Consider the following 26,694-nt stretch of genomic DNA (forward strand, 5'->3'; position numbering starts at 1 on the left):
GGCCCCCTCAGGCCGCGGTCGGCTTGTCCGGGAGCGCCGCCGCGCCCTCGTCCGTGACACGAGTCGCGCCAAAATAGTCCGGCGTGTCGATCGGGTCGAAGCGGATGACGGCACCGGCCCGCGGGGCGTTGATCATGTATCCCCCGCCGACGTAGATCCCGACGTGCCGGATCGCGCGCGAATTGGTGAGGTCGTCCGAGAAGAAGACCAGGTCTCCGGGGAGCAGCTCGTCGCGCTTGGGGTGCGGTCCCGCGTTGTACTGGTCGTTGGCGACGCGCGGCAGCGTGACGCCGACGGTGCGGTAGGCGGCGAGGGTGAGCCCGGAGCAGTCGAAGCGGCCGTTCTGCTCGGCCGTGCCGTTGCCGCCCCACAGATAGGGGGTGCCGAGCTTCTTCTGCGCGAAGGCGATGGCCCCGGCCGCCTGCTCCGAGGGCGCCACCCGCCCCACGGGCCGGGCGAAGCTCTTGGAGAGCGTGGTGATCGTCTTCACGTAGTTCTGCGTCTCGCGGTAGGGCGGCACGCCGCCGTACTTCAGGACGGCGTACGCACCCGCGTTGTACGCGGCGAGCATGTTCTGCGTCGGATCCCCCGGCGCGTCCTTCACATACCCGGCGAGCTTGCAGTCGTACGAGGCCGCGGACGGAATGGCGTCTTCCGGGTCCCATACGTCGCGGTCGCCGTCACCGTCGCCGTCGACGCCGTGCGCGGCCCAGGTGCCGGGGATGAACTGCGCTATGCCGAGCGCCTTGGCCGGGCTCTTCGCACGCGGATTCCACCCGCTCTCCTGGTAGAGCTGGGCGGCGAGCAGCGCGGGGTTGATGGCCTTGCAGAGATTGCCCCACTTCTGCACGAGGGGCTGATACGTCGCGGGCACGGCCCCCTTGGCCAGCCCCACGGACCCACCGCTCGCACCGCCGGCGATGCTTCCCGCGGCCACGTAGGTCCCGACGACGAGCAGCGCGATGAAGCTGAGAGCACCACCGATCCCGACGGACGCGACCAGCCACGCCTTACGCACCGTCAACCACCCCTCACCCACCAGGAGTCCGCTCCGCCGCCGCTCAGTGTAGAGGCCGCGTACGACAGCGCCAGGCCTCCTCCGCTCGCCGGGGAAACCGGACGAGTATGCGCCAGAGTGCCGAGACGCCCCGGAGGCACCGCCTGGTATGTACATCTATGTGCCACCGCCCGGCGACCCCTCCGCTGGAATCACCCGTGCCCCACGGATAGCTTGGTTCACTCCGGCGAACGCCCGACCCTCAGGAGCTGACCGTGAACCGCCGCCCCACCCTGCTCGCAGCCGCCGCCCTGACCATGGCTGCGGCCCTGACGCTCTCCGCCTGCGGAGGAGGCGAGGGAGGGTCCAAGGACAGTGAGAAGATCGCGGGCGCGGACTCGGGTACTCAGAGAGACACATCCGCGTCCCCGAAGGCCTCGGAGGACGGGATCGACCGCCCGCAGATCAAGCTTCCCAAGGACGTGAAGAACGTCTTCGAGGGTGGGAAGACCGGTGATCCCAAGAAGGATGCGGTTCTTGCGGACAATGAGCGGTGGGTCAACGCCCTGATCGAAGCGGTGACGATCGAGGCGAAGGACCACCCTGCGCTGAAGTTCTATGCCACGGGCGACGCGCTTCTCTCCTCGGCGGAGTACGTCCAGGGGTTCCAGAAGAAGAACAAGAGCTTCGTCGGGACCACGCGGTACTACGGCCGCAAGGTCACCTTCCTCAAGGACGGCGTGGCAGCGGTGACGTACTGCCAGGACGGGACAAAGACGTACCCCAAGGATCTGAAGACCGGCACGGTGGACCGGTCGATCGAGGGCTCCGCGAGCGACTACACCTTCTTCAATACGCGCGTGCAGAAGAACGACAAGGGTGTCTGGCAGACGGATTCCGTCACGTCGACCGGGGGGGCCAAGCAGTGCATGTGAGCGCTCTGAGGGGGTCCACCCGTTGGGTCGCTCCTGTTCTTGCTGTGGCCGTGACCCTGGCTCCCGGAGTTGCTTATGCAGGCGGCGGCGTCACGGGAGGGGATGACGTGGCCAACGTGGGCAGTGAGCAGCAGTCACAGGGCACCCGCCAAGGAAAGAACCTCGGCATCGAGACGAGGATCCAGACGAGGGTCGAAGGCAGCCCCCAGTCGGCGAAGACCGGCACGCTCACCCCCGCCAACAGCAATTGGGACCCGCCGGCCTGCTGGTACGAACCCGCGTACACGCCGAAACAGATCGAAGCCACGGTCAAGATGATCCGGACGTTCAAGGTCTGGGGTATCGGCGACCTCGTCGGCGGAGTTTTCGACGCGTACTTCAAGGACGGCAACCCCTACAAGGACTACAACCTCGACAAGCAGGGAGAGGGGAAGTTCTGGGCGGCGGCCATCGATGAGGAGCGCAAGAACGAACCGGAGGCCAAGGCCTGTAACCGGATGCCGTTCTGGGTGGAGGACGGCGAGACCCCGAAGGAACCCCTCGCGGTCACGCCCCGCATCCTCGCCGAGTACGCGTACGGCCAGCTCCCCGTCCCGGACACCGACGTCGAGCTGGCGCCCGAGGGCGAGACGAAGGTCAACCTGCCCACCTGGGCGTGGCTGGACAAGGCCAGGTTCAAGAAGATCTCGGTCACCGCGACCCTGCCCGGGACGGACCTCTCCGCGACGACGACCGCCGAGCCGGTCTCCCTGAAGATCGACCCGGGAACGGCGGACGCCGAGACGTACCCCGCCTCCGGCGAGTGCCCGATCGAGGACGGCCGCATCGGCACCTCCCGGGCCAAGGGCACCCCGGCGGACACGGACCCGCCGTGCGGCGTGCGGTATCTGCGGTCCTCGCGCGACGGCTCGTACGAGCTGAAGGCCACCCTCACCTGGAAGGTCAGCTGGACGAGCACGAACGACCCGGGCGGCGGCCTGCCACCCGGCGAGTTCGGTACGACGCAGGACGTCGTCGTACGCGAGATCCAGTCCATCAACCGCTGACCACTCCTCGACGACGCACAGAAGGCTGGAACGACACATGAGCGACCTTCGTCTCGATGGCACGGTCTTCGAGAGCCTCAAGAAGACGTTCTCCTCCGTCAGCGACCGCATGGACGCCGCACGCCGAACCCTCAAGAACACCGACGGTTCGGTGGTCGGCACGGGCAAACTCGCCGAGGACGTCCAGGAATTCGCCGATGAATGGGGTTACGGCGTCAAGCAGCTCGGCAAGCACACCCAGGGTGCCGTCAAGATGATCGACAAGATCGACGAGGAGTTCAGCAAACTGGACCAGGCCCTCGCCGAATCACTCAAGACGGCCAAGAAGAAGTCCGCGGAGAAGAGGGGCGGGGGCCACTGACATGGGAACCAAACGGCCCGCATTCCCCCACATAGGCTGGGACCCCACGCCGGGCGACGTCGAGGACACCCGCGAGCTCGCGAAGAAGCTGGGCGGTCTCGCATCGGAACTCGGCACCGCTGTCCGGGACCTGGAGCGGATCGAGTGCGGCGCCTGGAAGGGCAAGGCCGCGCTCGCCTTCACCGAGTACATAGGTGAGGACGTCACCCCGCTCATCCGCAAGAGCCATCAATCCTTCGACAAGGCCTCGCGCGCGCTGTACCGGTGGGCCAGGGAGCTGAAGGAGTTCCAGGACGAGGCCGACCGGCTGGAGAAGAAGGCCGGGAAGAAGCTGGACGCGCGGTCGGAGGCCAAGCCCGACAGCGATGAGATGGCCAAGGCGTCCGGGGCCGTCGTCGACATCATCGGCGATGTCCACGACCTGGAGGACCGCTACAACAAGGCCGCGGGCGCGATCAGCAAAGAACTCGACAAGGCGGGTGACATCGCCCCGGACGAGCCCGGTTTCTGGGACAAGCTCACCAAGGGCGTCAAGGAGGCGTGGGACGCCACCGGCAAGTGGCTCAAGGACCACGCCGACATGATCAAGCTGATCGGCGACCTGCTGAGCGACCTGACGGCCGTCCTGGGCCTCCTGGCCATCGTCACGCTCCCTTTCCCGCCACTCGCCGCGGTCTTCGGCACGGCAGCACTGATCACCAGCGGGCTGGCCCTGGGGGCGCATGGGCTCGCCAAAATGGGCGGGGCGGACGTGAGCTGGGCGCAGATGGGGTTGGATGCGGTGGGGTTGATGCCGGGGATCGGGATGTTCAGTAAGGGGGTCAAGGTTGTCGGCGAGGCCCCGGCGCTGGCCAAGGCCGCCGCGCTCGGCAAGGGGTTCAAGGCCACCAGGATCGGCGAGGCTCGCATGCTGCTCTCCACCGGCGAGGCCGCTCAGTCAGCCACGGGCGGAATCAAGCTGCTCCCCGGCAAGGTGGTCCTCGGCGGCAAGGCCGAGGAGGTCTACAAAGTCACGCATTCCAGTGGGCTGATGACGCGCATGGGTGGCCTCGCGAGTCAGGGCTATCACTCGGGTCAGTGGATTGGTTCCAAGGGAGCCAATCTGCTTCCTGGGGTGAACATCAATCCGATGGGAGCCGGTATCGCCATGGACGCGGGATTGAAGATTTTCCCCAAGATCACAAGCATCCATCAGCATGTGGGAGACGCCCTCTACCCTGGCGATCAGTTCGAGAGGTCGGCCTCCGCCAGCTGATCGTTCTGCTCGCGGGACAAACCTGAGTGCGTATGGCAACGGATGCGGAAACGAAGCACAGGAAGACGGATATGCACATCTGGCAGCCTGGCCCCGGCGAGATTCTCCTGTCCCGCACTCCCGTCACCTTTGCGACGGGCGAAGCCATGCCCGTCTCCGGTATGCGCTGGTTCCGGGACACCGAACGCAATGACATCCAGAACGAGCTGCCGGGCTGGCCTGAAGGCCCCGTGTACACGCCCCGCTCGCCCGGAAGCTCGCTCGCGCGGAACGTAGGCAAAGGCGGAGCTCTCGCCTTGGTCGCCGTCATCATGGGCGTCCTCACCGGTGGCGGGGGCAGTGGCCCCTCCCCCAGCAAATCCGGCAAGACAACATCCGAGGACCGCGCTGACGAGATCGATGACTTCCCTGTCATGTGGGCCGCGCCCGGCACCCTCGCACGCACCTTGCCCTGGCAGCTGGATCCCGCCCGCTCCCCCGACCAGGAGCGATATCGCACACACGCGATCGTCACCGATCGTCGTCTGCTCGTCGTCGGTGTGCCTGTCCACAAGAAGAACAGGGCGATCATCGACGACGAAGTCCTCTGGGAAACTCCGCGATCCGATATCAGTCACGTGGAGCCGCGGAACTTCCGCCAAGAGCGGGATGTCAAACTCCGTTTCACCGACGGATCTTGGTGCCGACTGGAATCTCACAACCGCAACAAATTCATTCGGTACCTGGTTCACACCCCGCACTTCATCCCGCTGGGCTCCCTGACGCGGGAACAACGGGACGCCGTTGACAACTTCCTCGCCACCACTGACGCACCGGACCTTTCGGAACCCATCGTCACGCGTCTGCCGTGCGGGCACTATCGCGTCGAGGCTCTCGTGCCGAGTGAGCTCGACGCGTTCTTCGGTAGCAGCAGTCGCAAACTGAGCATGAACGCCGACGGCAGTGAGCTGGAGTACACCGACTACCACCCCGAAGACTTCTGACCCAGGACGCTCCCCCCATGACCTCCCCAACCAGCCTCCCCCCGACTCCGGCCGACGAACTCGATCCCCCGCCCCTCTGGTTCAACGTCCCCGAGGGTTTCCACGCCCTCCCCCTCGCCGCCACGGCCGACGAACGCACTGCACGCGCCAAGGAGTTCGTACGCGGCCTCTACTCCCGCGGCGACGAGCGCATCTGGGAACCCGCCGCCCCCTATTACGCAGGCCTCGCCGAGCTCATGGCAGACACCGGCGTCTCCTACTCGGCGATGGGACTCTTCTCCACGGCGGAAGACGCCGACCAGGCAGAGGCATCCGCCGGCGTCGCCCAGTGCGCCCTCACCGTCGCAGCCGTCCCGACCGATCAGGCCGCCGGCGACACCGAAACCGTCGCCCGGGGAATCCTCACCCTCCTCTCCAGCACCCCGCACAATGACGCCCGCTGGCTCGACCTGCCGTGCGGTCCCGCGGTCTCGTGCGTCACTCTCACCGAGTACAAGCTGAACCCGGAGATCACGGCGACCGGCGAGGCGGCGGATCTCCTCACCGGGCAGATACAGGTCCATGTCCCGTTTCCGACGGGCCCGTTCACCGCGGTCTTCACGCTGCACACCGCGTCCACGGAGTACTGGACCGAGTTCTGCAACATCATGGCGGCGATCCTGCGGACGGTCTCCTTCACCGAACCGGCCGAGGACGTCGAGACCGCCCAGCGGATGCAGTCAGCACCTTGAGTCCCGGGACTGCCGCCATGGGATACCGGGCGTGACTTCCGTCCACAACAGTTTCCCCGCGTGGGCCGTCCCTACGGTGTAAGCCCCCCAGCGGTCCGCGCAAGCTCGCACGAGGTGCAGCCCCCGCCCGTTCTCCGCCATGTCCGGCGGGCGATGGCCGGGCGTGCGGTCTTCTGCGAACGCGGGGGGAATCCGCGGGTCGGAGTCCCACACTGATACGCGGATCCCCTCCGGGGAGGCGGAACGGAGGCGGAGGGCGTAGGGCCCGTCGGTGTGGCAGTGGGCGTTGCTGAGCAGCTCGCCCGCGAGGAGCTCCGCGGTGGGGGCGAGTTCGCCCAGGCCGTACGTCGTGAGGACCGCGCGGAGGGTGGTGCGGGCGATTCCTGGGGCGCGGGGGTCGTGGGGAAGGTGGAGGGTGTAGGTCCAGGGCGGCGATACGGTTGCGTTCACGGAAGTCTCCGTTGCGAGTGGGTAGTTGCCGGGCAGGGCCCAGTGACGATGCCGGTCCGTCGAGCGGGGTCTTCTGGGCGAGTGGCCTGGCTGCAAGGTAGCGAAGTTCCGATAAGGCGTTATCGGTATCGCGTAAAAAGGCTGATCTGCCACTCATGTGGGTGACCAGTCATGGCGAGAGGCGAGCGAACGGTGAGAGCCAACCCGACAGGTCGTCAACTCCGGCTGGGTGCAGAGCTGCGGAAACTTCGCGAACGGGCAGGGTTGACGTCCACCGAAGCCGGTCAATTGCTGGGCGTGAAGCAGAACCAGGTCAGCAACATGGAGTCCGGGCGCATGGGCGTGAGTCCCGAACGTGTGCGGATGCTGGCGTGCCATTACGAGTGCCCGGACAAGGCCCTGGTGGATGCCCTCGCCCGCATGACGGGCGACCGTACGCGCGGCTGGTGGGAGGCGTACCGCGAACTGCTGCCCGGAGCCCTGCTCGACCTGGCGGAACTGGAGCACCATGCCGAGGCATTGCGCGACAGCGTCACCGCACGGATTCCGGGCCTGCTCCAGACACATGACTACGCTCGCGAGATCTTCCGCCAAGCCGTCACCGAACTGACGCCACCGGAGATTGAGCACCGCCTCACGTTTCGCATCAAGCGTCAGGCGGTGCTGTACCGCGACGCCCCCGTTCCTTATGAGGCCGTCATCCACGAAGCCGCGCTCCGTATGAAGGTCGGTGGTGCCGCCGTCGCGATGCGCCAGCTTCAGCACCTCCTCGACATGAGCGAGCGCGACAATGTCACCCTGCGTGCGATCACGTTCGACGCTGGCGCCTACCCCGGGTCCGGGCAGTCGATCTACTACGTCCATGGGCCGGTGCCCCCGCTCGACACCGTCTACCTTGACCAGTCACACGGGCTGGTGTTCCTCGACGCCGAGGCACAGCTTCACAAGTACCGGACACTTTTCGAGAGGCTGTCGGCAGCTTCGCTCGGCCCGGGGAATACCCGAGACCTCATCCACACCGTGATGCGAGATCTGTAGAGGAGCGCTCATGAACCCGCGCTGGCAGAAGTCCACGTACTGCTCCGAGGGCAGCTCGTGCGTGTACGTCGCCGCGACTGCCACCGGCAAGGTCGAACTCACCGAAAGCAGCGACCCCACCGAAGCGATACTCACCGCCACCCCCGCCGCCTTCGCCGCACTGATCCGCGACACCAAGCGGGCCACAGGCGCCGAACCGGCCTGAGGAGAGTCACGACTCATCTCCCCCGCCCGACCCAGAGAAGCAGACCATGACCGAGACCCCCCGCCCCGAAATCCCCGCCGACCTCGACTGGATCCGCGCCGCCCCGGAGGACGAACAGGGTCCCGGCCCCTGGATCGAGATCGCCTACGGCAAGGACGACGCCGTCTACCTCCGAGAGACCAGCGACCCGGAGAACGTCGTCACGACCACCCGTAAGAAGTGGGACGCCTTCGTACTCGGCGTGCAAGCCGGCGAGTTCGACCACTTCGTGGAAGGCGTCGGTAAGGACTGACGCCCCCGCCGCTGACCTGTCCGGGACGGCCTTGGCCTCGTCCCGGACAGGATTTCCGTTGCCCGGCGCCCTCGCCCGATGCCAGCCTGGGTGCGGGCCCGGCGAGAGGGTTCGGGGGACGTCGGGGGACTCTCGCCGGGCCGGTGCCGCGCTCAGCCCCGGGCGCCCCGCCGGATGAGGAACCGCTGCGTGTCGGCGCCGCCGCACCACCCGAGCACGGCCTCCACCCCCGCGACCGCCGAGCCGTTCACCCCCACGCACCGCCCGTCCGCGAGGCGCAGCACATACGCCTCCCCCCGCCGTTCCACCCACAGCCGCGCCGCCGCCTTGCAGTCGTCCCACGGCTCCAGGAAGCCCTTCACGGCGCCCTTCGTCGGGGCGACGAGGCAGCCGGGGCCGTGCTCCGGGTGTTCCCAGCGGACGCGGTACACACCACCGCCGAGCGGCTCCAGCTCGGTCGTCGGCGGCACCGCCTCCCCGCACGGCCGGAACACCGCGATATGGCTCCCGTACCGCCCCTTCCTGTCCCGTCCGTCGGTGAGACAGAGCCCGGTCGCCCGCAGCGGCTGCACCCGTACGACGCCGGACGGGACGCTCACCGCCTCCGCGGAGTCGGACGGCGAGGGGTCGTGCGGCTCGTCGGAGCCGTTCAACGCGGAGGCACCCACCGCCGCGAGAGCCACGACCGCGATCACCCCGGCGGCGAGGGTGAGCGCCCGCGGCCGCTTCCGGGAGAGGGCGGAGGCAGAGGCAGAGGCAGAGGCAGACGTGGAGGTGGAGGCTGGGGCTGAGGTGACAGGTACGGAGTCAAGCACCCTCGCCAGGGCGGAAGAGGGCGGTGGTGTCACCTCGCCCGACGCGACACGGTCCCGCGCCGCGAGCCACGCCCCCACCCGCTCCTCCCCCTCGCACGCGCGGACCAGCGCCTCGACCAGTTCCGCCTTCGGCAGCGCCGACCGGGACAGCGCCCCGGCGACGGTACTGCGCGGCAGCAGGTCCCCTCGCTCCGCGGCACGGAGCTCCAACTGGCGGTACGTGAGGCCCGACGCCTCCTTCATCCGCCGCAGCAGCGCGACGAACTCGGCCGGCGTGCGCGCCTGCCCGGGTGCCGCACCGCCCTGGTGGTCCATGGTCGACCGTCCCCTTCCGCTTCCGCCCCCGCGCGGCCACCGGCCGATCGCGCCACTGTCCGGGACGGGCCCCCGCCCCGCGAAGAGATCGTCGCCGCCGCCCGCCACCGCCACAAGAGCGCTTCCCGTCAGTTGCCGCCCCCCGAGTCGCTGCGGGCCAACGCGGCCATCCCACGCGTTTGTTACCGTCCCGCTATGCCTGACACCCCGGCGCCACCGGCCGACCACACCGCCCCCGTCACCGCCGACGACGTCACCCGCGCCGTCCGCCTCGCCGTCGCCACCCTGCGCGGGGCACCGGACGACGCCGACTGGAGCGCCAAGGCGGGCGGTCTGGAGTGGGACTGCTGGGAGACGGGTGAACACCTGGCGGACGACCTCTTCGCCTACGCCGCCCAACTCGGCCCGGAACATCCCCCTTTGGACGGCGTGGTCCCCTTCCACTGGGTCAGCCGGACGCCGGGCGGCCCCGCCAACGTCACCCTCGCCGACCCCTCGGCCGGCCCCGCGGGACTGCTCCAGGTAGTGGAGGCGTGCGGCGCGCTGCTGACCGCCATGGTCGCCACCACCCCGCCGACCGTCCGCTCCCACCACGGCTTCGGCGCCTCGGACCCCGAGGGCTTCGCCGCGATGGGCGTCGTGGAGACCCTCGTCCACACGTACGACATCGCGAACGGACTCGGCATCGGCGGTACGTGGGACCCGCCCGCCGCCCTCTGCGCCCGCGTCCTGCACCGCCTCTTCCCCGACGCCCCGACGGACACGCCCCCGTGGCCCACACTCCTGTGGGCGACCGGCCGCGGCGAACTCCCCGGCCGGGCACGCCTGACCACGTGGCGCTGGTACGGGGCTCCGCGCACCGAACGCTGACCACCGGGCCACCGGGCCACCGGGCCGCGGGCTCACTGGCCTCAGCGGCCTCAGCGGCCTCAGCGGCTTCAGCGGCTTCAGCCGACGAACTCGTCCGTCAGCACACAGCCGTCCACCAGCGCCGGCGCCGTCGCCACGTCCCCGGTCGGCCGGAAGTTCGGGTTGCAGTTGAGGACCAGCAGACCCGACGCCGACAGGTCGCGGATCGTCTCGCCGTCGGGCGCGATCACGGCGAAGTCCTTGCCGATCGCGAACCCGCCCTTGATGGCCGCGCGCTCGTTCGTCTTCAGGCGCTCGGCCAGGTCCGCCTTGTAGGCGCTCTGGAACCGCACCATGTCGTTGGTCTTGAGGACGCGGATGTAGCCGTGCCCGCCGTCATCGCACGTGCCGCGGAACTGCACACCCCACGAGGCGTCGAACTTCTCGTCCATGGGGTAGTAGCGCTCGTCCGCCGGATCGATGCTGTAGCGCTCGCAGGTCGTGAAGCGCTGAAGGTACGCACCCGCGGCCATCACGGTGCCGGCCTCGGGCATGTTGTCCAGCATCATCTTCTGACGAACCTCGGGCCCGCCGCTGGCCCCACCGTTACGGCCGGGGTTCGCACCAACCGCGTCACTGGTACCACCCCCGCCCGAGGTGCCCCTCCCGCCCGAGGTCCCGCTCCCGCCCGAAGTGCCGTCTCCGCCCGCGGTGCCACCCCCGCGCGAAGTGCCGCTGTTGCGCTCCCCGTCCTCCTCGCAGGCGGACACCGTCAGAGCGAGAGCAGCCACCGCGAACACGGCAGCGAGCGTGCGAAGTGACACGGGAACAGTCATGTTCATGATCCTATCCGTCCCACGACGACGTTCCAGGGAACAGCCATAACCCCAGGTCAGGACCTGCGAAAGCATTCCGGCGTCCCTGATCCACCGGCGCTCCTTGCCCCCACCGGCCGGGGACGGCTTCGCTGTGAGCTGCCGGCCGACGCACGCCGTACCGGACGAACGACATCACGCACCTCACGGGGGACCCCATGAAGCTCAAGCACACCTCGAAGACCCTGCTCGCCGGCCTCACGCTCCTCGGCGCGCTCTCGCTCACCGCATGCAACGGGGACGACGCCGCGGACGCCTCCTCGTCGGCCGGCACGAAGCCGACGGCGGTCTCGGAAGGCGCCGGGTCGGACAGCGGCAGCGGCACCGGTGGCTCCGGTTCCTCGGGTTCCGGCTCTTCGGGCTCGGGCTCCTCCGAAGGCGGCTCCGACGGCGGCTCCGGCGGTGACAGCGGCAGCGGCGGCGGCACCACCGGCAACGGCAACGGCACCGGCTCCCACCAGAACGGCAAGGCCGGCGCCTGCCGCAGCGACGAGCTGGAGGTGACCGCCCACGACAACAGCACCGACAAGACGGAGGGCGTGGTCACCGTCGTGTTCAAGAACGGCGGCGGCCGTGACTGCACCATCAACGGTTACGCGGGCGTCGACCTGAAGTCGGCCACGGGCGACACGCTGTCCGTCGACCGCAACGGCGAGCAGGCCCACTCCGACGTCCTCAAGGACGGCGAGTCCGCTGCCTTCAACATCACGTTCCCGATCAACAACAGCGGCGGATCCGGCGTGCGTATCGCCAAGATCCTGGTGACCCCGCCGAACGAGACGAAGACCGTCACCATCGTCTGGCCCGCCGGTTCCCTGCCGGTGAGCGGCGAGGGCTCGTCCAGCGGCCCGAAGCTCGCGATCGGCCCGGTCGGCAAGGTCAGCGACTCCCCCGCGGGCTGAGGCACGCGAGTGCCCCTTGGGACCAGGGAAACGCCTGGTCACAGGGGGCACGGCCGTCCCCCGCCGCAGCTGATTGACGTGACCTCACCCATGCCCGATGGTGGAGGAATCGGGCGCTGTGCGGCCTACGGGCGCGGCATGGCGCACGCTCACGGCCGGGGGGAGCCGACCATGGAGCCAGGGCCAAGGGATCAGCATGCCGCGGGACCCGGCGGCGACCACGGCAACCACGGCGACCACGGCGACCACGGCGCCCCGGGGCAGTTCGGCCCACCACCGCCCACGTACGCAGCCTGGAGCAGCCCCCCCTACGCCCCAGACCCCGGCCCAAACCCCGCCCCCCATGCCCGGCCGACCACCGGACAGCCCCTCCGAGCGGCCCGGCGGCCCCCTCGTACCCCTGGCCGTCGCCCTGCTCAACCTCACCGGTCTCGGCCTCGGCTACCTCCTCCTGCGGCGGCTGCTCCTCACCGCGCTCTGCTGTGCCGCGACCGCGGCCCTGCTCCTCCTCGCGCTGCCCGCCGACGTCGACGGCGTCCCCGGCGGCCTCCTCGTCGGCTACGCCGCCCTGCTGCTCCTGGCCGCCGCCCACGGCGCACTGCGGGCCGCCCGCGACCCCGGCCGCCTCCCGCTGCGCGCGCCCCTCGCCGCCGGGCTCGGCGTCGTCCTGCTCGCCGTACCCGCCGGTGGCGTCCTCGCGTACGACGACGCGCGGGACGAGGCGGTCGAGCAGATGCTCCTCGGCCGCCTCGACAAGGCCGACCGCATTGTCGCGGGTCTGGACGGGCAGCCCTTCGAGGGCGGCGCCGAGACCACGTACAAGAGGGCCCTCGGCATCTACCGCGGCCTCGCCGAGGACCACCCCGGCTCGAAGGCCGCCGCCCGCCTGCCCGACAGCCTCACCAAGTACTACGAGACCGTCGCCGCCCCCTACGCCGCGAAGCGGTACTGCGAGGCCGTCACCCCGCTCAAACACCTGCGCGCCGTCCCCGGCACCCTCGGCAAGGACCACCTCGGCGCCCTCGCCACCTGGCCGGACGGCCGCCTCGCCACCGCGCTCTACGAATGCGGGACCGACGCGCTCGGCCGCCCCGCCGCCGACGCCCCGCTCGGCGAACTCCTGCGCACCTTCCCCGCGTCGGACCAGGCCGCCAAGGTCGAACCGGCCCTCCGCGACGCCATCGGCGCCCGTACGACCGCGCTCAAGGGCAGCGACCCCTGCCCCGCCGTCGGGGAACTGCGCGTCCTCGGCGCCACCACCGAAGCCCTGCCCGGTGACGCGGTCGACGCCACGGCCCTGCGCGGCGACACCGACCGGGCCGTGGAGCGCGGCGTCTACGCCTGCGGCATGGACGAGTTCGAGGACGCCCACTTCGCGAAGGCCGCCGCCACCCTGAACGGCTTCGCCAAGGCCTACCCCGCAGGCAAGAAGCGCGACCGCGCCAAGGACGTCGCCATCGCCGCCGAGATCGCCGCGGAACGCCCGAGCGCGGGCCGCCGCCTGCCCCCGTCCGGCTCACCCGGCGGCAGCAAGGTCGAGTTCGTCCTCGCCAACCTCGGCCCCGGCGAGCTGGAGGTCCTCTACACCGGCCCCACCACGGGCAGGATCAAGCTCAAGGACTGCGCGTCCTGCCGGGTCTTCCCCACCAAACCCCAGGGCGACAAGGCGTGCCGGGCGGGCGTCACGACGTACCCGAGGACCACGCTCAGGCTGCCCGCCGGCGAGTACCACTTCCTCTACAAGCGGGCCACCGTACGCAATCGGGCCGACGGCGCGCGGCTCAGCCCGTCGTACCGCTACACCGACTGCTCCTTCGTGACCCGCGGATCGGCCGGCCTCGGACTGACCTGAATACCGGTCAGAAGACCTGGTCAGAAGTCCTGGTCACGGGCGCGCCGGGCCGTCATTGCCCGGCGTCCTACCGCGTGATACACAGAGTGACCAGACCTCACGCACGAGGAAACGTACGAAGTCGGCCAACGAAATGGCGCCAAGGCGTCATCCGCAGGCGCGATTGTCGGCGAGAATGAGCTGTCCTCTGTACCGAGGTGGGCAGAGGCGGCAGAACAACCCACTAGGGGCGGTGAGTTACACATGCTTATGGCAGCCGAAAAGGGCGACATCACCACCATCATCGGCGGGATCGCCCCCGACTGGGGTCCCTTCGGGAGCCTGGGCAACGAGGCACGCGTGATGATCGAGGTCGTGATGGCGATCGCCATCCTCCTCTGTCTCGGCATTGCCATCTGGGGTGCGGCGAAGCAACGCATCGGCGCGACGGCGCTGCGCGACACCTTCAGCGCGGAACAGGGCAAAGGCCTGATCATCGCGGGCCTGACCGGAGTCTTCATCATCGGTTCGCTCGGCACACTCTTCACCATCGTGTACGGCATGGCGGTCTAGCGCCCCTTCCACCTGGCCCTCTGGCGCCCCTCCCGTCCCCCTCTCCCCACCCGTCCGTCGTGCCCACCGGCTGAGGTTGCAACTCCCTGATGTCGAGTCACCACACCGCGCCCGCGCGGGAACCAGCACGGCTACCGTCATACGTGTCCTGCGTGACGGTTCAGCAAGAGGTTGAGGGGGCGGTCGCGGCATGAGCCTCGACGACGAGCGGAACGACGGCCTCTTCGGCGGCTCGGGAGAGACCAGGACGCGGCTCCCCGAGGGGGAGGGCGGCGACGACGTCTACGGCGGCGCGCGCAGATCCGCCCGGCCCGGGCGGTCGTCCTCCCGGAGCCTGGTGACGGTGGTCGGCGTCGTGGTCCTGCTGATCGCGGCGATCGCCTTCGCCAACCGGGGCGGGGGCGAGGACTCGCCGGCCGGCGACGACGCGAAGAAGCCGGCGGGCTCGGCGACAGCCCCTTCGGGGGAGAAGCCGGTCGGAGGGAAGACGGAAGGCATTGCGACCGGCTTCGCCAAGACGGAGCAGGGTGCGCAGAGCGCCGCGGCGAACTACGCGGTGGCGCTCGGCTCGGCCGAGATGTTCGACAAGGCCAAGCGTGACGCCATCGTGAACACGGTCTACACCCCGGACGAGGCGCGAAAGCGCCAGCCGTCCCTGGACAAGGTGTACTCGGGCAAGGACTTCCTGGCCGGCATCGGCCTGAACCCCGACGGCACGCCGCCGAAGAACACGAAGTTCGTCTCCCGCATCATTCCCGTGGGCACCCAGGTCAAGAAGTTCGACAATGACAGCGCGAGCGTCGAGATCTGGTACTCGTCGCTGTTCGGCCTGGCGGGCGAGAACACCAGCAACCCGGTATCCGAGAGCTGGTTCACCAACACGTACGAGCTGCGGTGGGCCGACGGCGACTGGAAGGTCGCCGACTTCCGGCAGAAGGACGGCCCCGTCCCGGTCGGCCGTGACCAGAGGGCGTCCACCGCCGACGACATGGCGAAGGCAGTGGAGCAGTTCGGAGGGTTCACCTATGCCCGGTAGTACCCGTCGCCGCACCCTCACGCTCGCCGCTGCCTTCACCACAGTGCAGACGGCGACCGTGCTGCTGGCCACCCGCGCCCTGGCGGCACCGGACCCGGAACCTTCCGACGACCCCTGCGAACTCATCCGCGGCCCCGCCAAAAAGTACTGCGAAAAAGGCCAACAAGCCGACTCCGACAGCGGCAGCAAGCTCCCCGCCGACGACCCCATCAGCCCCGGCCTCGACCCCCTCAGCTCCCTCGCCAAGGGCTGCGCCGAGGCTGCCTCCTGGACCGTCGACAAGCTCTCCGACGCCGTGAAGGAGACCGCCAACGTCGACTTCACCAACCCCAAGTTCCTCCAGCAGTACGCCGTCGTCTTCGCCGCGTCGACCATCCTCACGCTCCTCCTGTGGCTGCTCGCCGTCGCCAAGCGGGCCGTGCGCGGCGTACCGGTGACCACCGCGATCTCCGAGGCCATCGGCTTCCTGTGGCTCACGGTCCTCGCCTCCGCCTTCACGCCGCTGATCCTGTACACCGTCGTCTCGGCGGCCGACGGCGTCTCGGATGTCATCGCGAAGGCGACGGGGGGCCAGACGGACCAGTTCTTCGGCACGTTCTCCGGCGCCCTGAAGAAGGGCGAGGACATCGGCGGCGGCCCGATCATGCTGATCGTCGTGTCCCTCGTGTCGATCCTCGCCGCCGGCGTGCTCTGGCTGGAGCTCGTCATCAGGGCCGCGCTGCTCTACGTAGGAGCGCTCCTCGGCACCGTCGTCTACGCCGGCCTCGTCGACAAGAACCTGTGGTCGCACGTCCGCCGCTGGGCGGGCATCATGATCGCCGTCATCCTCGTCAAACCGATCATCGTCATTGTGCTGGGCCTCGCCGGGGCGCTCTCCGCCGATGACGGGCCCGACGCGTTCTCCGCCGTCGTCTCCGGGCTCTCGATCATCCTGCTCGCCATCTTCGCGAGCGCCATGATCTACCGTTTCGTCCCCGGCTTCGGCGACGAGATCGCCGGCTCCGCGACAACCGCATCATGCGCGGCGCCGAGAGCAAGGCCGCCGCCGTGATCAGCTCCCCGGCCTCCCTCGTCTCCCAGGGCATCAAGACCCACAGCGCCCGGGGCAACGGAAGCGGCGGCGGTGGCGGCGGGACCAACCAGCCCCGGCCCGCCAACCCCGTCGGCGGCGGCGTCGCCGCCCACAGCGGCCGTCCCACCGGGGGCGGCGGCTCAGCGAACGGCGGCGGATCTGTCCCCTCCGCCGCCCCCGCGCCGCGCAGCAGCACCAGCGCGACGCACACGCCGCACGCGGGCAACCGCGGCGGCTCCCGCACCAGCAGTACCAACCGCACGGGAGGTGAAGGGCGTTGACGACCCAGTCCCACGTGTCCCAGCCGGTCGCGCCCCGCCGCACATATCTGATCGGCCGCGCGCGGCCGAACGCGATCGTCGGCAAGAACCGCGAGACCGGGGAGATCGCCCTGATCATCGCGGGGGCGTTCCTCGGCATGATGTGCGGACTCCTCGTCCCCGTCCTCTCCCTGCGCATCGTGCTGCTCACCGGCCTGCCGATGCTCGCCATCGCGGCGGTGTACGTCCCGTACAAGGGCCGGACGTTCTACAAGTGGTTCGAGATCAACCGCAGCTACAAGCGTTCCCTGAAGCGCGGCACCGCCTACCGCTCCGCGGCCCCGGAGGCCGGGGTCAGGCTGGACGGCCGCGAGGTCGAGGTCGGGCCGCCACCCGGCATCGGCCGCATCAGCTGGCTGGCCGCGCCCTTCGGGCCGGACGAGATCGCCGTACTACTGCACGCGGACCGGCGTACGGTCACGGCCGCCATCGAGATCGAGGGCCCGGGTGTCGGCCTGCGCGACAGCGAGGACCAGGAGGCGCTCGTCGACCGCTTCGGCACGCTCCTGAAGCATGTCGCGAACGGCGACGGCTTCGTCACCCGCCTCCAGATGCTCGCCCGCACTCTGCCCGCCGACCCCGACGCCCACGCCAAGGACGTCGCCCAGCGCGGCGACGACCGTGCCCTGCCGTGGCTCCAGGAGTCGTACGACCAGCTCCAGTCGATGGTGTCGACCAGCAGCGAGCAGCACCGCGCCTACCTCGTCGCCTGCATGCACTACTCCCGCGACCTGGCCGCCGAGGCGCAGGCCATGGCCCGCGCGGCCCGCCCGCACGGCGGCCGCAAGCTCGACAAGGACTCCGGTCTCGCCGTCGTCATGGCCCGTGAGCTGACCGACATCTGCTCGCGGCTCCAGGAGGCCGACATCCGCGTACGGCAGCCGCTCGGCCAGGGCCGCCTCGCCTCGCTGGTGCACTCCATGTACGACCCGGACCACCCCATCGACCACATCCAGGCGATGACCAAGCGCAACGCCTGGCCCGCCGAGCTCGACGCCATGGAGCCCACCTACCTCCAGGCCAAGACCCGCGAGTCCTCCACCCGGGCTCCCTGGTGCCACGCCACGGCCTGGGTGAAGGAGTGGCCGATGACGCCCGTCGGCGTCAACTTCCTCGCTCCGCTGCTCGTCCACACCCCGGACGTGATCCGCACGGTGGCCGTGACGATGGACCTCGAACCCACCGAGGTCGCCATCGAGCGGATGCTGACCGAGAAGACGAACGACGAGGCGGAGGCCAGCCGCCAGGCCAAGATGAACCGCACGGTCGACCCCCGCGACATCGCCTCGCACTCCCGCCTGGACCAGCGCGGCGAGGACCTGGCGAGCGGCGCGGCGGGCGTGAACCTCGTCGGCTACATCACGGTCTCGTCCCGTTCCCCGGAGGCCCTCGCGCGCGACAAGCGCACCATCCGCGCCTCCGCCGGCAAGTCGTATCTGAAGCTGGAGTGGTGCGACCGCGAGCACCACAGGGCCTTCGTCAACACGCTGCCGTTCGCGACCGGCATCCGACGCTAGAGCGCAAAAGTGCGAGCGCACAATTGCGCTAGACGGTATCGACGTAGAGGCAGGCTGTTGCGATGCGGGATCCGCTGACCGTCCTCACGGACGCCTTCACCTCCTTCCTCTTCGGGAAGGTCGAGACGACCAGGCTTCCGGTGCGTACGTCCACGGGGCAGGCCCAGGCGGTCTACCTCCCGACGGCCGCGCCGGGCCTCGGCGACTCGGGCGTGATCATCGGGCGGGAGGTGTACTCCGGCAAGGGCTACATCTACGACCCCTTCCAGCTGTACGGGCAGCAGCTGCCCGCGCCGCACTGGCTGGTGCTCGGCGAGTCGGGCAACGGCAAGTCGGCGCTGGAGAAGACGTACGTCCTGCGGCAGCTGCGCTTCAAGGACCGCCAGGTCGTCGTCCTGGACGCGCAGGGCGAGGATGGCGTCGGCGAGTGGAACCTCATCGCCCAGGAGCTGGGCATAACGCCCATCCGGCTCGACCCGACGGCCGCCCTGGACATGGGCATCCGGCTCAACCCGCTCGACCCGGCGATCACGACGACCGGTCAGCTCGCGCTGCTCCGGACCATCATCGAGGTCGCCATGGGCCACGGCCTGGACGAGCGTTCGGGCTTCGCGCTGAAGGTCGCCCACGCGTACGTCAACGAGACGATCGTGGAGCGCCAGCCGGTCCTGACGGACATCGTGGAGCAGCTGCGCCACCCCGAACCGGAGTCCGCCGAGGCCATGAACGTGGCCATAGACGACGTACGGGCCTGGGGCCTGGACGTGGCGCTGGTCCTGGACCGCCTGGTCGACGGCGACCTGCGGGGCATGTTCGACGGCCCGACGACGGTCGGCATCGACCTGGACGCCCCGCTGATCGTCTTCGACCTCTCCCACATCGACCGCAACTCCATCGCCATGCCGATCCTGATGGCGATCGTCGGCGTCTGGCTGGAGCACACGTGGATCCGGCCCGACCGCAAGAAGCGCATCTTCCTGGTGGAGGAGGCGTGGCACATCATCAACTCGCCTTTCGTCGCACAGCTGTTCCAGCGTCTGCTGAAGTTCGGGCGGCGGCTCGGTCTGTCGTTCGTGGCGGTGGTCCACCACCTGAGCGACGTGGTCGACGGGGCGGCGGCCAAGGAGGCGGCCGCGATCCTGAAGATGGCCTCCACCCGGACCATCTACGCTCAGAAAGCGGATGAGGCGCGGGCGACGGGCCGGGTCCTCGGGCTGCCCAGGTGGGCCGTGGAGATCATCCCGACCCTCACCCCGGGCATCGCGGTGTGGGACGTGAACGGCAACGTCCAGGTGGTCAAGCACCTCATCACGGAGACGGAACGGCCGCTGGTCTTCACGGACCGCGCCATGACGCAGTCGTCCGCCGACCTCGCCGACGACGCCATGCGGGCGGCCGAGCTGGAGGCCGAGGCACGGGCGGCGTACATGGAGCAGCATGCGGGATGACTGGGAGCGCGACCGACGCCGGGACGCGGGTGCCGGGCGGGGGGTCCCCGACGGGCTGCTGCTGGGAGTCCTCGGCTTCCTGCTGGTCTCCACGGCCCTGGTCTGGTCGTCGACGAAGCTCGCGGCGTGGTTCGCGCACGGCGCCTCACCGGACCGGGTGACGTTCGGCCATACACCGCTGGCGGTACGTCACTTGATCGGCGACCCGCAGGACCTGCCGGGCGCGCGGCCCGAGACCCCGGCCGGGCAGCTGTCGGGGTACGGGCTGTTCTGGGGGCTGTTCATCGGCCAGTTGCTGGTGCTGATCGTGCTGGCGGTCTTCGTGGTGGGGACGGTCGCACGGTGGCGCGCGGTACGGAGGGTGGCGCGGGCGGAGGGCGTGGTGGGGGTGAGCGCGGTGGAGGTGAGCGGACCTGTACATGTCGGGGGCGTCGAGGGCGTCGGGGGCGTACAGACCGCCGCCCTGAGCGCCCCGCCCGCGCAGACCCCTGCCCCGAGCGCCCCACCCGCACCACCCGCACCGCCGGCGCTTCCCGAGGAGCCGATGCACAGCGCGGTGGTCCCCCGGCCTGCCGTGCCCATGCCCTCCAATGAGCCGCAGCCCAGCACGACCACTCAGCTCACCCCGCATCCCTCCCCCCGCCCCACCCCGCCCACGCCGCCCGATGCGCCCCGCACCCCCCTCGTCCTCGGCCCCCCGGAGACCCGCCGGCCCCACGCGCTCCGGGCCGTCCAGGACGCCGAGGGCGCGGCCCTGGTCCTCACCTCCGACCCCACCTTGTGGGAGGAGACGAAGGACGCCCGCGCCAAACTGGGCCCCGTCCTCCTCTACGACCCCTCCCACCTGTGCGACACCCCCGCCCGCATGCACTGGTCCCCCACCTCCGGCTGCCGGGACAAGGCGACGGCCGCCCGCCGCGCCGCCGCCCTCCTCGCCCCGACGAAGCCGACCGCGAGGCTCGACGCCGCCGTGGCGGACACGGCGGAGACGCTGATGCGCAGCTTCCTGCACGCCGCCGCGGTGGCCGACAAGCCGATGAAGCACGTCCACCGCTGGGCGCAGGGCACCCAGGTCCAGGAGGCGGTACGCATCCTCCGTACGCACCCCGAGGCCGCGTCCGGCGCCGCGGGTGAACTGGAGGCGGCTCTCACCGCGTATCCGGAACGGCGTGACATGGCACAGGAGCTGACGGCACGTTCGCTGTCCGCGCTCTTCACGGTCCACGTCCGCGAGTCCTGCACACCAAACCGAACTGATGCGCTCACCCTGGATTCCTTTGTGCATGAAGGGGGCACGCTTTTCGTGGTGGGTGAGGCGATCGAGGATCCCAAGTCCCGCCAAGGCCCGGGTGCCATGCCGCTGCTGACGGCACTCGCCTCCAGCGTGGTCGAGCACGGCCGGCGCATGGCCGAACGGTCATCCTCCGGTCGGCTCGACCCACCAATGACGCTCGTCCTGGACGACGCCGCCGCCGTGGCCCCGCTCCCCCAGCTCCCGGAGCTGCTCGCCACCGGCGTCGACCGGGGCCTGCCCACGCTGGCCCTGCTCCGCTCCCGCGAACAGGGCCGATCCCGCTGGCCGGACAGCGAACTGCCGGTCTGACACCCCCGTACCCATAGGACCGCGGCCCCCGAGGTCAGCGCTTGCCGCCGTCCACGTCCAGCGTCGTGCCCGTCGTGAACGAGTTCTCCATCAGGTACGCCGCCGCGTGCGCGACCTCCTCGGCCGTCCCGGGCCGCCCCACCGGCAGCCGGCCCGCGATCTCCTCCCGGTAGGCGCGGTGCTCCTCGGGGCTCATGAGATGCGCGTGCGTGTCGGTCGGGCCCGGGGCGACCGCGTTGACGCGCAGCGGCGCGAGCTCCATGGCGAGGGAGGTCACCGCGGCCTCGACGGCGCCGTTGACGGCGGCGAAGGCGAAGTAGCCGGGGTCGGCCTTCCGGTACAGATAGCCCGAGACGAGCGTGACCGATCCGGTCTCCCTCGGCATGTACGGCAGCGCGGCCCGCACACACCGGTACTGCCCCCACCACTTGACCTCGAAGAACTGCCGCACCTGCGCCTCGGTCAGCTCCTCGAACGGCGCGATCACGCTGCCCGACGCACACGTGAAGAGGTGGTCGATGGTGCCGACCGACCCCATGACCTCCGTCACGGCGGCCTCGTCGGTGACGTCCAGCGCCCGGTACTCGGCCGTGGCGCCCGTCAGTTCACCGATCCGCTCGGCCTGCGCCCGCACCCCGTCGGCGCCCCGGTCGGTGAGGACGACGCGGGCGCCGCGCCGCGCGACGAGTTCGGCGGTGGCGAGGCCGATGCCGCCGCCCGCGCCGGTGATGACGACCGTGCTGCCCGAAAAGCTGCTCGAAAGGCTCACGTGGACCACATCCCTTTGATTCACAAGCAAAAGAAGCTCTTCCCCTCAAGCCTCGCAGCCGCACAGCTCACAAACCTTCAAAAACCCTGTGCATAATCGTGCGATACACGATGACGCACAGGCCCCGGCGCCCGGCTGCCGGTGCGCCGACACCGCGGCGGCCCCCTGCGCCGAAGGCCTGGTCCGCTACCGCGCGGCGGTCGTCAAGGGCTGCCTCCCGCGCGCGTCGGCGCCCCGTTGCCTCGTACACCTGGGGCTGTTGACACCGCCGCCGGACGACCCGGACGTCCTCGTGGCCGTGTCGCCCAACCTCGCGGAGTCCGAACTCCTCCAGCCCGTACGCGACATACTCGACGCCCAGCAGGACCGGCTGCGGTCCATCAGCTCCGGGTTCTCGCCGGTCCACGCGATCTACCGCGCCGCCCGGCGCGAGTCCGAGGACTGGCTGACGGCGCTCGACGGCGCCGACGCCGTGCCCGCCCTCCTGGAACGGGCCGTGCGCGCGTGCCACTCCGAGCTGCTGACCGTCCAGCCGACGGGCGAACGCGGCCCGTACGACCTCCCGGACCCCGCCCTGGTCCCGGCCGGCGTCACGCACCGGGCCCTGTATCCGCACGCGGCCCGCACCCACGCCGCGCAGTGGCGCCGCCTCCAGGACATCGAACAGGCTGGCGGCCGGGTCCGCACCCTGCACCAGCTGACGGGCCGTCTCATCGTGTGCGACCGGGCCGTCGCCTACCTCCTCGGCCGCGGCGCCGTGGAGATCCGGCACCCCGCGGTCGTGGCACACCTCGCCGAGGTCTTCGATGACACCTGGGAACGGGCCCGGCCGGTCGCCGAGCCCGACACCGCGCGCACCACCGCGCGCACCCAGGACCCGCGGATCGTCGGCGAGGTCCGCCGCGCCGTGATGAGTCTCCTCGTCTCCGGCCTCACGGACGAGGCGATCGCCCGTCGCCTCGGGGTATCACGGCGTACGGTCGCGGGCCATGTGGCCGCGATTTCCCAAGACCTGGGCTCACGCTCCCGCGCCCAGCTCGGCTACCTGATCGCCCGAGCGGAGCCCACGCTCCAGCCCACGCCCTAGCCCTCCCCCGGGCACTGCCTCGGACCCCGCCTCACCTCCGGTCACCGAGCCCCGGCCGACCGTTCCAGCACCAACTCATACTCCTGCGCGGACGGGTCCCCCGGCACCGGGACGACCTCTCCACTCCGTACGAAGCCGAACCGCCGGTAGAACGCCTGTGCCCGCGGGTTGTTCTCGTGGACGTACAGCCGCACCCGCTCGACCCCCTCCACCGACCACGCCCACGCCACAGCCGCCTCGAACAGCGCGTCCGTCACACCACTCCCCCGGTGCTCGGCCCGCACGAACACTCCCACGAGATGCGCCTGCCGCCGCTCGATCACACCCCCGAAGACGTCGTCGGGCCCCGCCTCCTCGACCAGCACCGTCACGGAGCCCACCCACACGCCGTGCGGCCCCTCCGCCACGAACTGCCGCACCCGGGACCCCGTCGAGGCCCCTGCGGCCCGCTCCCGCCAGAACGAGTCCGGCTTCGCGGCGGCATCCTCGTACGCCTCCAGGAACGCGACCGGCGCCGCCGGATCCCGCAGCGCGGCCAGTCGCAACTCCCTGACCTGCGGCCACTCCTCGGCACGGACGGCTCGTACACCATGCTGGTTCATGCGGTGATCCTGGTTTCAGGGTCCCCAAGCCTGGCAAGAAGGCCATCGACGACTTCAGCTTCGAGGTCCTGCCGGGCACACGCACGTGGGCCGCGTAAACGTGGGAGAGCCGTGAAACGCAGAAAACCCCCGCACCATAAGGTGCGGGGGTTTCCCGTTCAAAATTAGTTCGGCGGCGTCCTACTCTCCCACAGGGTCCCCCCTGCAGTACCATCGGCGCTGTGAGGCTTAGCTTCCGGGTTCGGAATGTAACCGGGCGTTTCCCTCACGCTATGACCACCGAAACACTATGAAACTGACAACCGCACCATGCGTGACCACACATGGGGTTGTTCGTGGTTTCAGAACCAACACAGTGGACGCGAGCAACTGAGGACAAGCCCTCGGCCTATTAGTACCAGTCACCTCCACCCGTTACCGGGCTTCCAGATCTGGCCTATCAACCCAGTCGTCTACTGGGAGCCTTAACCCCTCAAAGGGGGTGGGAATACTCATCTCGAAGCAGGCTTCCCGCTTAGATGCTTTCAGCGGTTATCCTTTCCGAACGTAGCCAACCAGCCATGCCCTTGGCAGGACAACTGGCACACCAGAGGTTCGTCCGTCCCGGTCCTCTCGTACTAGGGACAGCCCTTCTCAATATTCCTACGCGCACAGAGGATAGGGACCGAACTGTCTCACGACGTTCTAAACCCAGCTCGCGTACCGCTTTAATGGGCGAACAGCCCAACCCTTGGGACCGACTCCAGCCCCAGGATGCGACGAGCCGACATCGAGGTGCCAAACCATCCCGTCGATATGGACTCTTGGGGAAGATCAGCCTGTTATCCCCGGGGTACCTTTTATCCGTTGAGCGACGGCGCTTCCACAAGCCACCGCCGGATCACTAGTCCCGACTTTCGTCCCTGCTCGACCCGTCGGTCTCACAGTCAAGCTCCCTTGTGCACTTACACTCAACACCTGATTACCAACCAGGCTGAGGGAACCTTTGGGCGCCTCCGTTACTCTTTGGGAGGCAACCGCCCCAGTTAAACTACCCATCAGACACTGTCCCTGATCCGGATCACGGACCGAGGTTAGACATCCAGCACGACCAGAGTGGTATTTCAACGGCGACTCCACACACACTGGCGTGCATGCTTCACAGTCTCCCACCTATCCTACACAAGCCGAACCGAACACCAATATCAAACTGTAGTAAAGGTCCCGGGGTCTTTCCGTCCTTCTGCGCGAAACGAGCATCTTTACTCGTAGTGCAATTTCACCGGGCCTATGGTTGAGACAGTCGAGAAGTCGTTACGCCATTCGTGCAGGTCGGAACTTACCCGACAAGGAATTTCGCTACCTTAGGATGGTTATAGTTACCACCGCCGTTTACTGGCGCTTAAGTTCTCAGCTTCGCACACCCGAAAGTGCACTAACCGGTCCCCTTAACGTTCCAGCACCGGGCAGGCGTCAGTCCGTATACATCGCCTTACGGCTTCGCACGGACCTGTGTTTTTAGTAAACAGTCGCTTCTCGCTGGTCTCTGCGGCCACCCCCAGCTCAGAGTGCAAGACTCATCACCGGTGATGGCCCCCCTTCTCCCGAAGTTACGGGGGCATTTTGCCGAGTTCCTTAACCATAGTTCACCCGAACGCCTCGGTATTCTCTACCTGACCACCTGAGTCGGTTTAGGGTACGGGCCGCCATGAAACTCGCTAGAGGCTTTTCTCGACAGCATAGGATCATCCACTTCACCACAATCGGCTCGGCGTCAGGTCTCAGCCTTATGTGCGACGGATTTACCTACCGCACGGCCTACACCCTTACCCCGGGACAACCACCGCCCGGGCTGGACTACCTTCCTGCGTCACCCCATCACTCACCTACTACAAGTCTGGTCCGTCGGCTCCACCACTTTCCATTCCCCGAAGGGTCCGGAACGGCTTCACGGACTTAGCATCGCCTGATTCAATGTTTGACGCTTCACAGCGGGTACCGGAATATCAACCGGTTATCCATCGACTACGCCTGTCGGCCTCGCCTTAGGTCCCGACTTACCCTGGGCAGATCAGCTTGACCCAGGAACCCTTAGTCAATCGGCGCACACGTTTCTCACGTATGTATCGCTACTCATGCCTGCATTCTCACTCGTGAACCGTCCACCACTGCCTTCCGGCGCAGCTTCACCCGGCACACGACGCTCCCCTACCCATCCCAGCGGGCGTTGGCCCTCATGCTGAAATGACACGACTTCGGCGGTACGCTTGAGCCCCGCTACATTGTCGGCGCGGAATCACTAGACCAGTGAGCTATTACGCACTCTTTCAAGGGTGGCTGCTTCTAAGCCAACCTCCTGGTTGTCTGTGCGACTCCACATCCTTTCCCACTTAGCGTACGCTTAGGGGCCTTAGTCGATGCTCTGGGCTGTTTCCCTCTCGACCATGGAGCTTATCCCCCACAGTCTCACTGCCGCGCTCTCACTTACCGGCATTCGGAGTTTGGCTAAGGTCAGTAACCCGGTAGGGCCCATCGCCTATCCAGTGCTCTACCTCCGGCAAGAAACACACGACGCTGCACCTAAATGCATTTCGGGGAGAACCAGCTATCACGGAGTTTGATTGGCCTTTCACCCCTAACCACAGGTCATCCCCCAGGTTTTCAACCCTGGTGGGTTCGGTCCTCCACGACCTCTTACAGCCGCTTCAACCTGCCCATGGCTAGATCACTCCGCTTCGGGTCTTGAGCGCGCTACTGAATCGCCCTATTCGGACTCGCTTTCGCTACGGCTTCCCCACACGGGTTAAC

The 26,694-nt window shown here is 68.8% G+C and carries 24 protein-coding genes, 2 rRNA genes and 1 pseudogene (1 of these 27 running past the window's edge); 19 read left to right on the forward strand and 8 right to left on the reverse strand.

Going from position 1 to position 26,694, the window contains the following annotated elements:
- Window positions 1–7: 7 nt before the first annotated feature.
- Window positions 8–1,024, reverse strand: a complete 1,017-nt coding sequence (locus ACOBQB_RS27380; RefSeq protein WP_423595214.1) for an NlpC/P60 family protein — start codon at window positions 1,022–1,024, stop codon at window positions 8–10.
- Between the two features lie 248 nt (window positions 1,025–1,272).
- Between ACOBQB_RS27380 and ACOBQB_RS27385 the strand changes: the two genes are divergently transcribed.
- The 6 genes from ACOBQB_RS27385 (at window position 1,273) to ACOBQB_RS27410 (ending at window position 6,308) form a co-directional block, all read left to right on the forward strand.
- Window positions 1,273–1,932, forward strand: coding sequence for a hypothetical protein (locus tag ACOBQB_RS27385; protein ID WP_423595216.1), 660 nt, complete (start codon window positions 1,273–1,275; stop codon window positions 1,930–1,932).
- Entirely contained in the window at window positions 1,929–2,978 is a 1,050-nt protein-coding gene (locus tag ACOBQB_RS27390; RefSeq protein WP_423595218.1) for a hypothetical protein, read from the forward strand. The genes ACOBQB_RS27385 and ACOBQB_RS27390 overlap by 4 nt, the downstream gene beginning before the upstream one ends.
- A 37-nt stretch (window positions 2,979–3,015) precedes the next feature.
- Window positions 3,016–3,339 (forward strand): hypothetical protein, encoded by a 324-nt coding sequence (locus tag ACOBQB_RS27395; RefSeq protein WP_398302716.1) that lies wholly within the window; start codon window positions 3,016–3,018, stop codon window positions 3,337–3,339.
- Window position 3,340: 1 nt separating this feature from the next.
- Window positions 3,341–4,594, forward strand: a complete 1,254-nt coding sequence (locus ACOBQB_RS27400) for a putative T7SS-secreted protein (RefSeq protein ID WP_423595220.1) — start codon at window positions 3,341–3,343, stop codon at window positions 4,592–4,594.
- Window positions 4,595–4,665: 71 nt separating this feature from the next.
- A complete protein-coding gene (locus tag ACOBQB_RS27405; protein ID WP_423595222.1) occupies window positions 4,666–5,577 on the forward strand; it encodes a hypothetical protein in 912 nt (303 codons plus the stop codon).
- A gap of 17 nt (window positions 5,578–5,594) precedes the next feature.
- The gene (locus tag ACOBQB_RS27410) at window positions 5,595–6,308 is read left to right on the forward strand and encodes a hypothetical protein (RefSeq protein ID WP_423595224.1); all 714 of its coding nucleotides are present in this window, start codon (window positions 5,595–5,597) and stop codon (window positions 6,306–6,308) included.
- Here the strand turns inward: ACOBQB_RS27410 and ACOBQB_RS27415 are convergent.
- Entirely contained in the window at window positions 6,297–6,758 is a 462-nt protein-coding gene (locus tag ACOBQB_RS27415; RefSeq protein ID WP_423595226.1) for an ATP-binding protein, read from the reverse strand. The two genes, ACOBQB_RS27410 and ACOBQB_RS27415, sit on opposite strands and share 12 nt — an antisense overlap.
- A 171-nt stretch (window positions 6,759–6,929) precedes the next feature.
- On the opposite strand from ACOBQB_RS27415, the gene ACOBQB_RS27420 reads away from it, so the two are divergent.
- From ACOBQB_RS27420 to ACOBQB_RS27430, 3 genes are read left to right on the forward strand one after another with little or no spacing between them, the layout of a single operon-like run.
- Complete coding sequence (locus tag ACOBQB_RS27420) at window positions 6,930–7,796, forward strand: helix-turn-helix domain-containing protein (protein ID WP_423595228.1); 867 nt, start codon at window positions 6,930–6,932, stop codon at window positions 7,794–7,796.
- 10 nt (window positions 7,797–7,806) lie between these two features.
- Window positions 7,807–8,001, forward strand: a complete 195-nt coding sequence (locus ACOBQB_RS27425; RefSeq protein ID WP_423595230.1) for a DUF397 domain-containing protein — start codon at window positions 7,807–7,809, stop codon at window positions 7,999–8,001.
- A gap of 46 nt (window positions 8,002–8,047) precedes the next feature.
- Complete coding sequence (locus ACOBQB_RS27430) at window positions 8,048–8,293, forward strand: DUF397 domain-containing protein (protein WP_423595232.1); 246 nt, start codon at window positions 8,048–8,050, stop codon at window positions 8,291–8,293.
- 152 nt (window positions 8,294–8,445) lie between these two features.
- On the opposite strand, the gene ACOBQB_RS27435 is transcribed toward ACOBQB_RS27430, so the two are convergent.
- Entirely contained in the window at window positions 8,446–9,423 is a 978-nt protein-coding gene (locus ACOBQB_RS27435; RefSeq protein WP_423595234.1) for a hypothetical protein, read from the reverse strand.
- A 195-nt stretch (window positions 9,424–9,618) separates the two neighbouring features.
- On the opposite strand from ACOBQB_RS27435, the gene ACOBQB_RS27440 reads away from it, so the two are divergent.
- On the forward strand, window positions 9,619–10,293 hold the full coding sequence (locus ACOBQB_RS27440; protein WP_423595236.1) for a hypothetical protein: 675 nt from the start codon (window positions 9,619–9,621) through the stop codon (window positions 10,291–10,293).
- 77 nt (window positions 10,294–10,370) lie between these two features.
- On the opposite strand, the gene ACOBQB_RS27445 is transcribed toward ACOBQB_RS27440, so the two are convergent.
- A complete protein-coding gene (locus ACOBQB_RS27445) occupies window positions 10,371–10,841 on the reverse strand; it encodes a hypothetical protein (protein ID WP_423595238.1) in 471 nt (156 codons plus the stop codon).
- Window positions 10,842–11,305: 464 nt separating this feature from the next.
- On the opposite strand from ACOBQB_RS27445, the gene ACOBQB_RS27450 reads away from it, so the two are divergent.
- The 8 genes and pseudogenes from ACOBQB_RS27450 (at window position 11,306) to ACOBQB_RS27485 (ending at window position 21,449) form a co-directional block, all read left to right on the forward strand.
- Window positions 11,306–12,049: a DUF4232 domain-containing protein gene (locus ACOBQB_RS27450; RefSeq protein ID WP_423595239.1), complete on the forward strand. Its 744-nt coding sequence runs from the start codon at window positions 11,306–11,308 to the stop codon at window positions 12,047–12,049.
- Window positions 12,050–12,392: 343 nt separating this feature from the next.
- Window positions 12,393–13,901 (forward strand): hypothetical protein, encoded by a 1,509-nt coding sequence (locus ACOBQB_RS27455; protein ID WP_423595241.1) that lies wholly within the window; start codon window positions 12,393–12,395, stop codon window positions 13,899–13,901.
- Between the two features lie 243 nt (window positions 13,902–14,144).
- Window positions 14,145–14,453, forward strand: coding sequence for a hypothetical protein (locus ACOBQB_RS27460; protein ID WP_055570172.1), 309 nt, complete (start codon window positions 14,145–14,147; stop codon window positions 14,451–14,453).
- Between the two features lie 190 nt (window positions 14,454–14,643).
- Complete coding sequence (locus ACOBQB_RS27465; RefSeq protein WP_423595244.1) at window positions 14,644–15,489, forward strand: hypothetical protein; 846 nt, start codon at window positions 14,644–14,646, stop codon at window positions 15,487–15,489.
- Window positions 15,479–16,842 (forward strand): annotated as a pseudogene (locus ACOBQB_RS27470) (hypothetical protein). Before ACOBQB_RS27465 ends, ACOBQB_RS27470 begins: the two are co-directional and overlap by 11 nt.
- Window positions 16,839–18,398, forward strand: coding sequence for an SCO6880 family protein (locus ACOBQB_RS27475; protein WP_423595246.1), 1,560 nt, complete (start codon window positions 16,839–16,841; stop codon window positions 18,396–18,398). The pseudogene ACOBQB_RS27470 and the gene ACOBQB_RS27475 overlap by 4 nt, the downstream one beginning before the upstream one ends.
- Window positions 18,399–18,460: 62 nt before the next feature.
- A complete protein-coding gene (locus ACOBQB_RS27480; protein ID WP_423595248.1) occupies window positions 18,461–19,846 on the forward strand; it encodes an ATP-binding protein in 1,386 nt (461 codons plus the stop codon).
- On the forward strand, window positions 19,836–21,449 hold the full coding sequence (locus ACOBQB_RS27485) for a type IV secretory system conjugative DNA transfer family protein (RefSeq protein ID WP_423595250.1): 1,614 nt from the start codon (window positions 19,836–19,838) through the stop codon (window positions 21,447–21,449). The genes ACOBQB_RS27480 and ACOBQB_RS27485 overlap by 11 nt, the downstream gene beginning before the upstream one ends.
- A 34-nt stretch (window positions 21,450–21,483) precedes the next feature.
- On the opposite strand, the gene ACOBQB_RS27490 is transcribed toward ACOBQB_RS27485, so the two are convergent.
- Window positions 21,484–22,218, reverse strand: a complete 735-nt coding sequence (locus tag ACOBQB_RS27490) for an SDR family NAD(P)-dependent oxidoreductase (RefSeq protein WP_423595252.1) — start codon at window positions 22,216–22,218, stop codon at window positions 21,484–21,486.
- A gap of 88 nt (window positions 22,219–22,306) precedes the next feature.
- On the opposite strand from ACOBQB_RS27490, the gene ACOBQB_RS27495 reads away from it, so the two are divergent.
- On the forward strand, window positions 22,307–23,305 hold the full coding sequence (locus tag ACOBQB_RS27495) for a LuxR C-terminal-related transcriptional regulator (RefSeq protein WP_423595254.1): 999 nt from the start codon (window positions 22,307–22,309) through the stop codon (window positions 23,303–23,305).
- A 41-nt stretch (window positions 23,306–23,346) separates the two neighbouring features.
- Here the strand turns inward: ACOBQB_RS27495 and ACOBQB_RS27500 are convergent, their stop codons facing one another.
- The 3 genes from ACOBQB_RS27500 to ACOBQB_RS27510 all read right to left on the reverse strand — a co-directional run.
- Window positions 23,347–23,907: a GNAT family N-acetyltransferase gene (locus ACOBQB_RS27500; protein ID WP_423595256.1), complete on the reverse strand. Its 561-nt coding sequence runs from the start codon at window positions 23,905–23,907 to the stop codon at window positions 23,347–23,349.
- Between the two features lie 167 nt (window positions 23,908–24,074).
- Window positions 24,075–24,191, reverse strand: a 5S ribosomal RNA gene (rrf, locus tag ACOBQB_RS27505).
- Window positions 24,192–24,278: 87 nt separating this feature from the next.
- Window positions 24,279–26,694 (reverse strand): 23S ribosomal RNA (locus tag ACOBQB_RS27510) (it continues 705 nt past the right edge of the window).

The organism is Streptomyces sp. G5(2025) (assembly GCF_049542075.1).
In the GTDB taxonomy this organism is placed as follows: domain Bacteria; phylum Actinomycetota; class Actinomycetes; order Streptomycetales; family Streptomycetaceae; genus Streptomyces.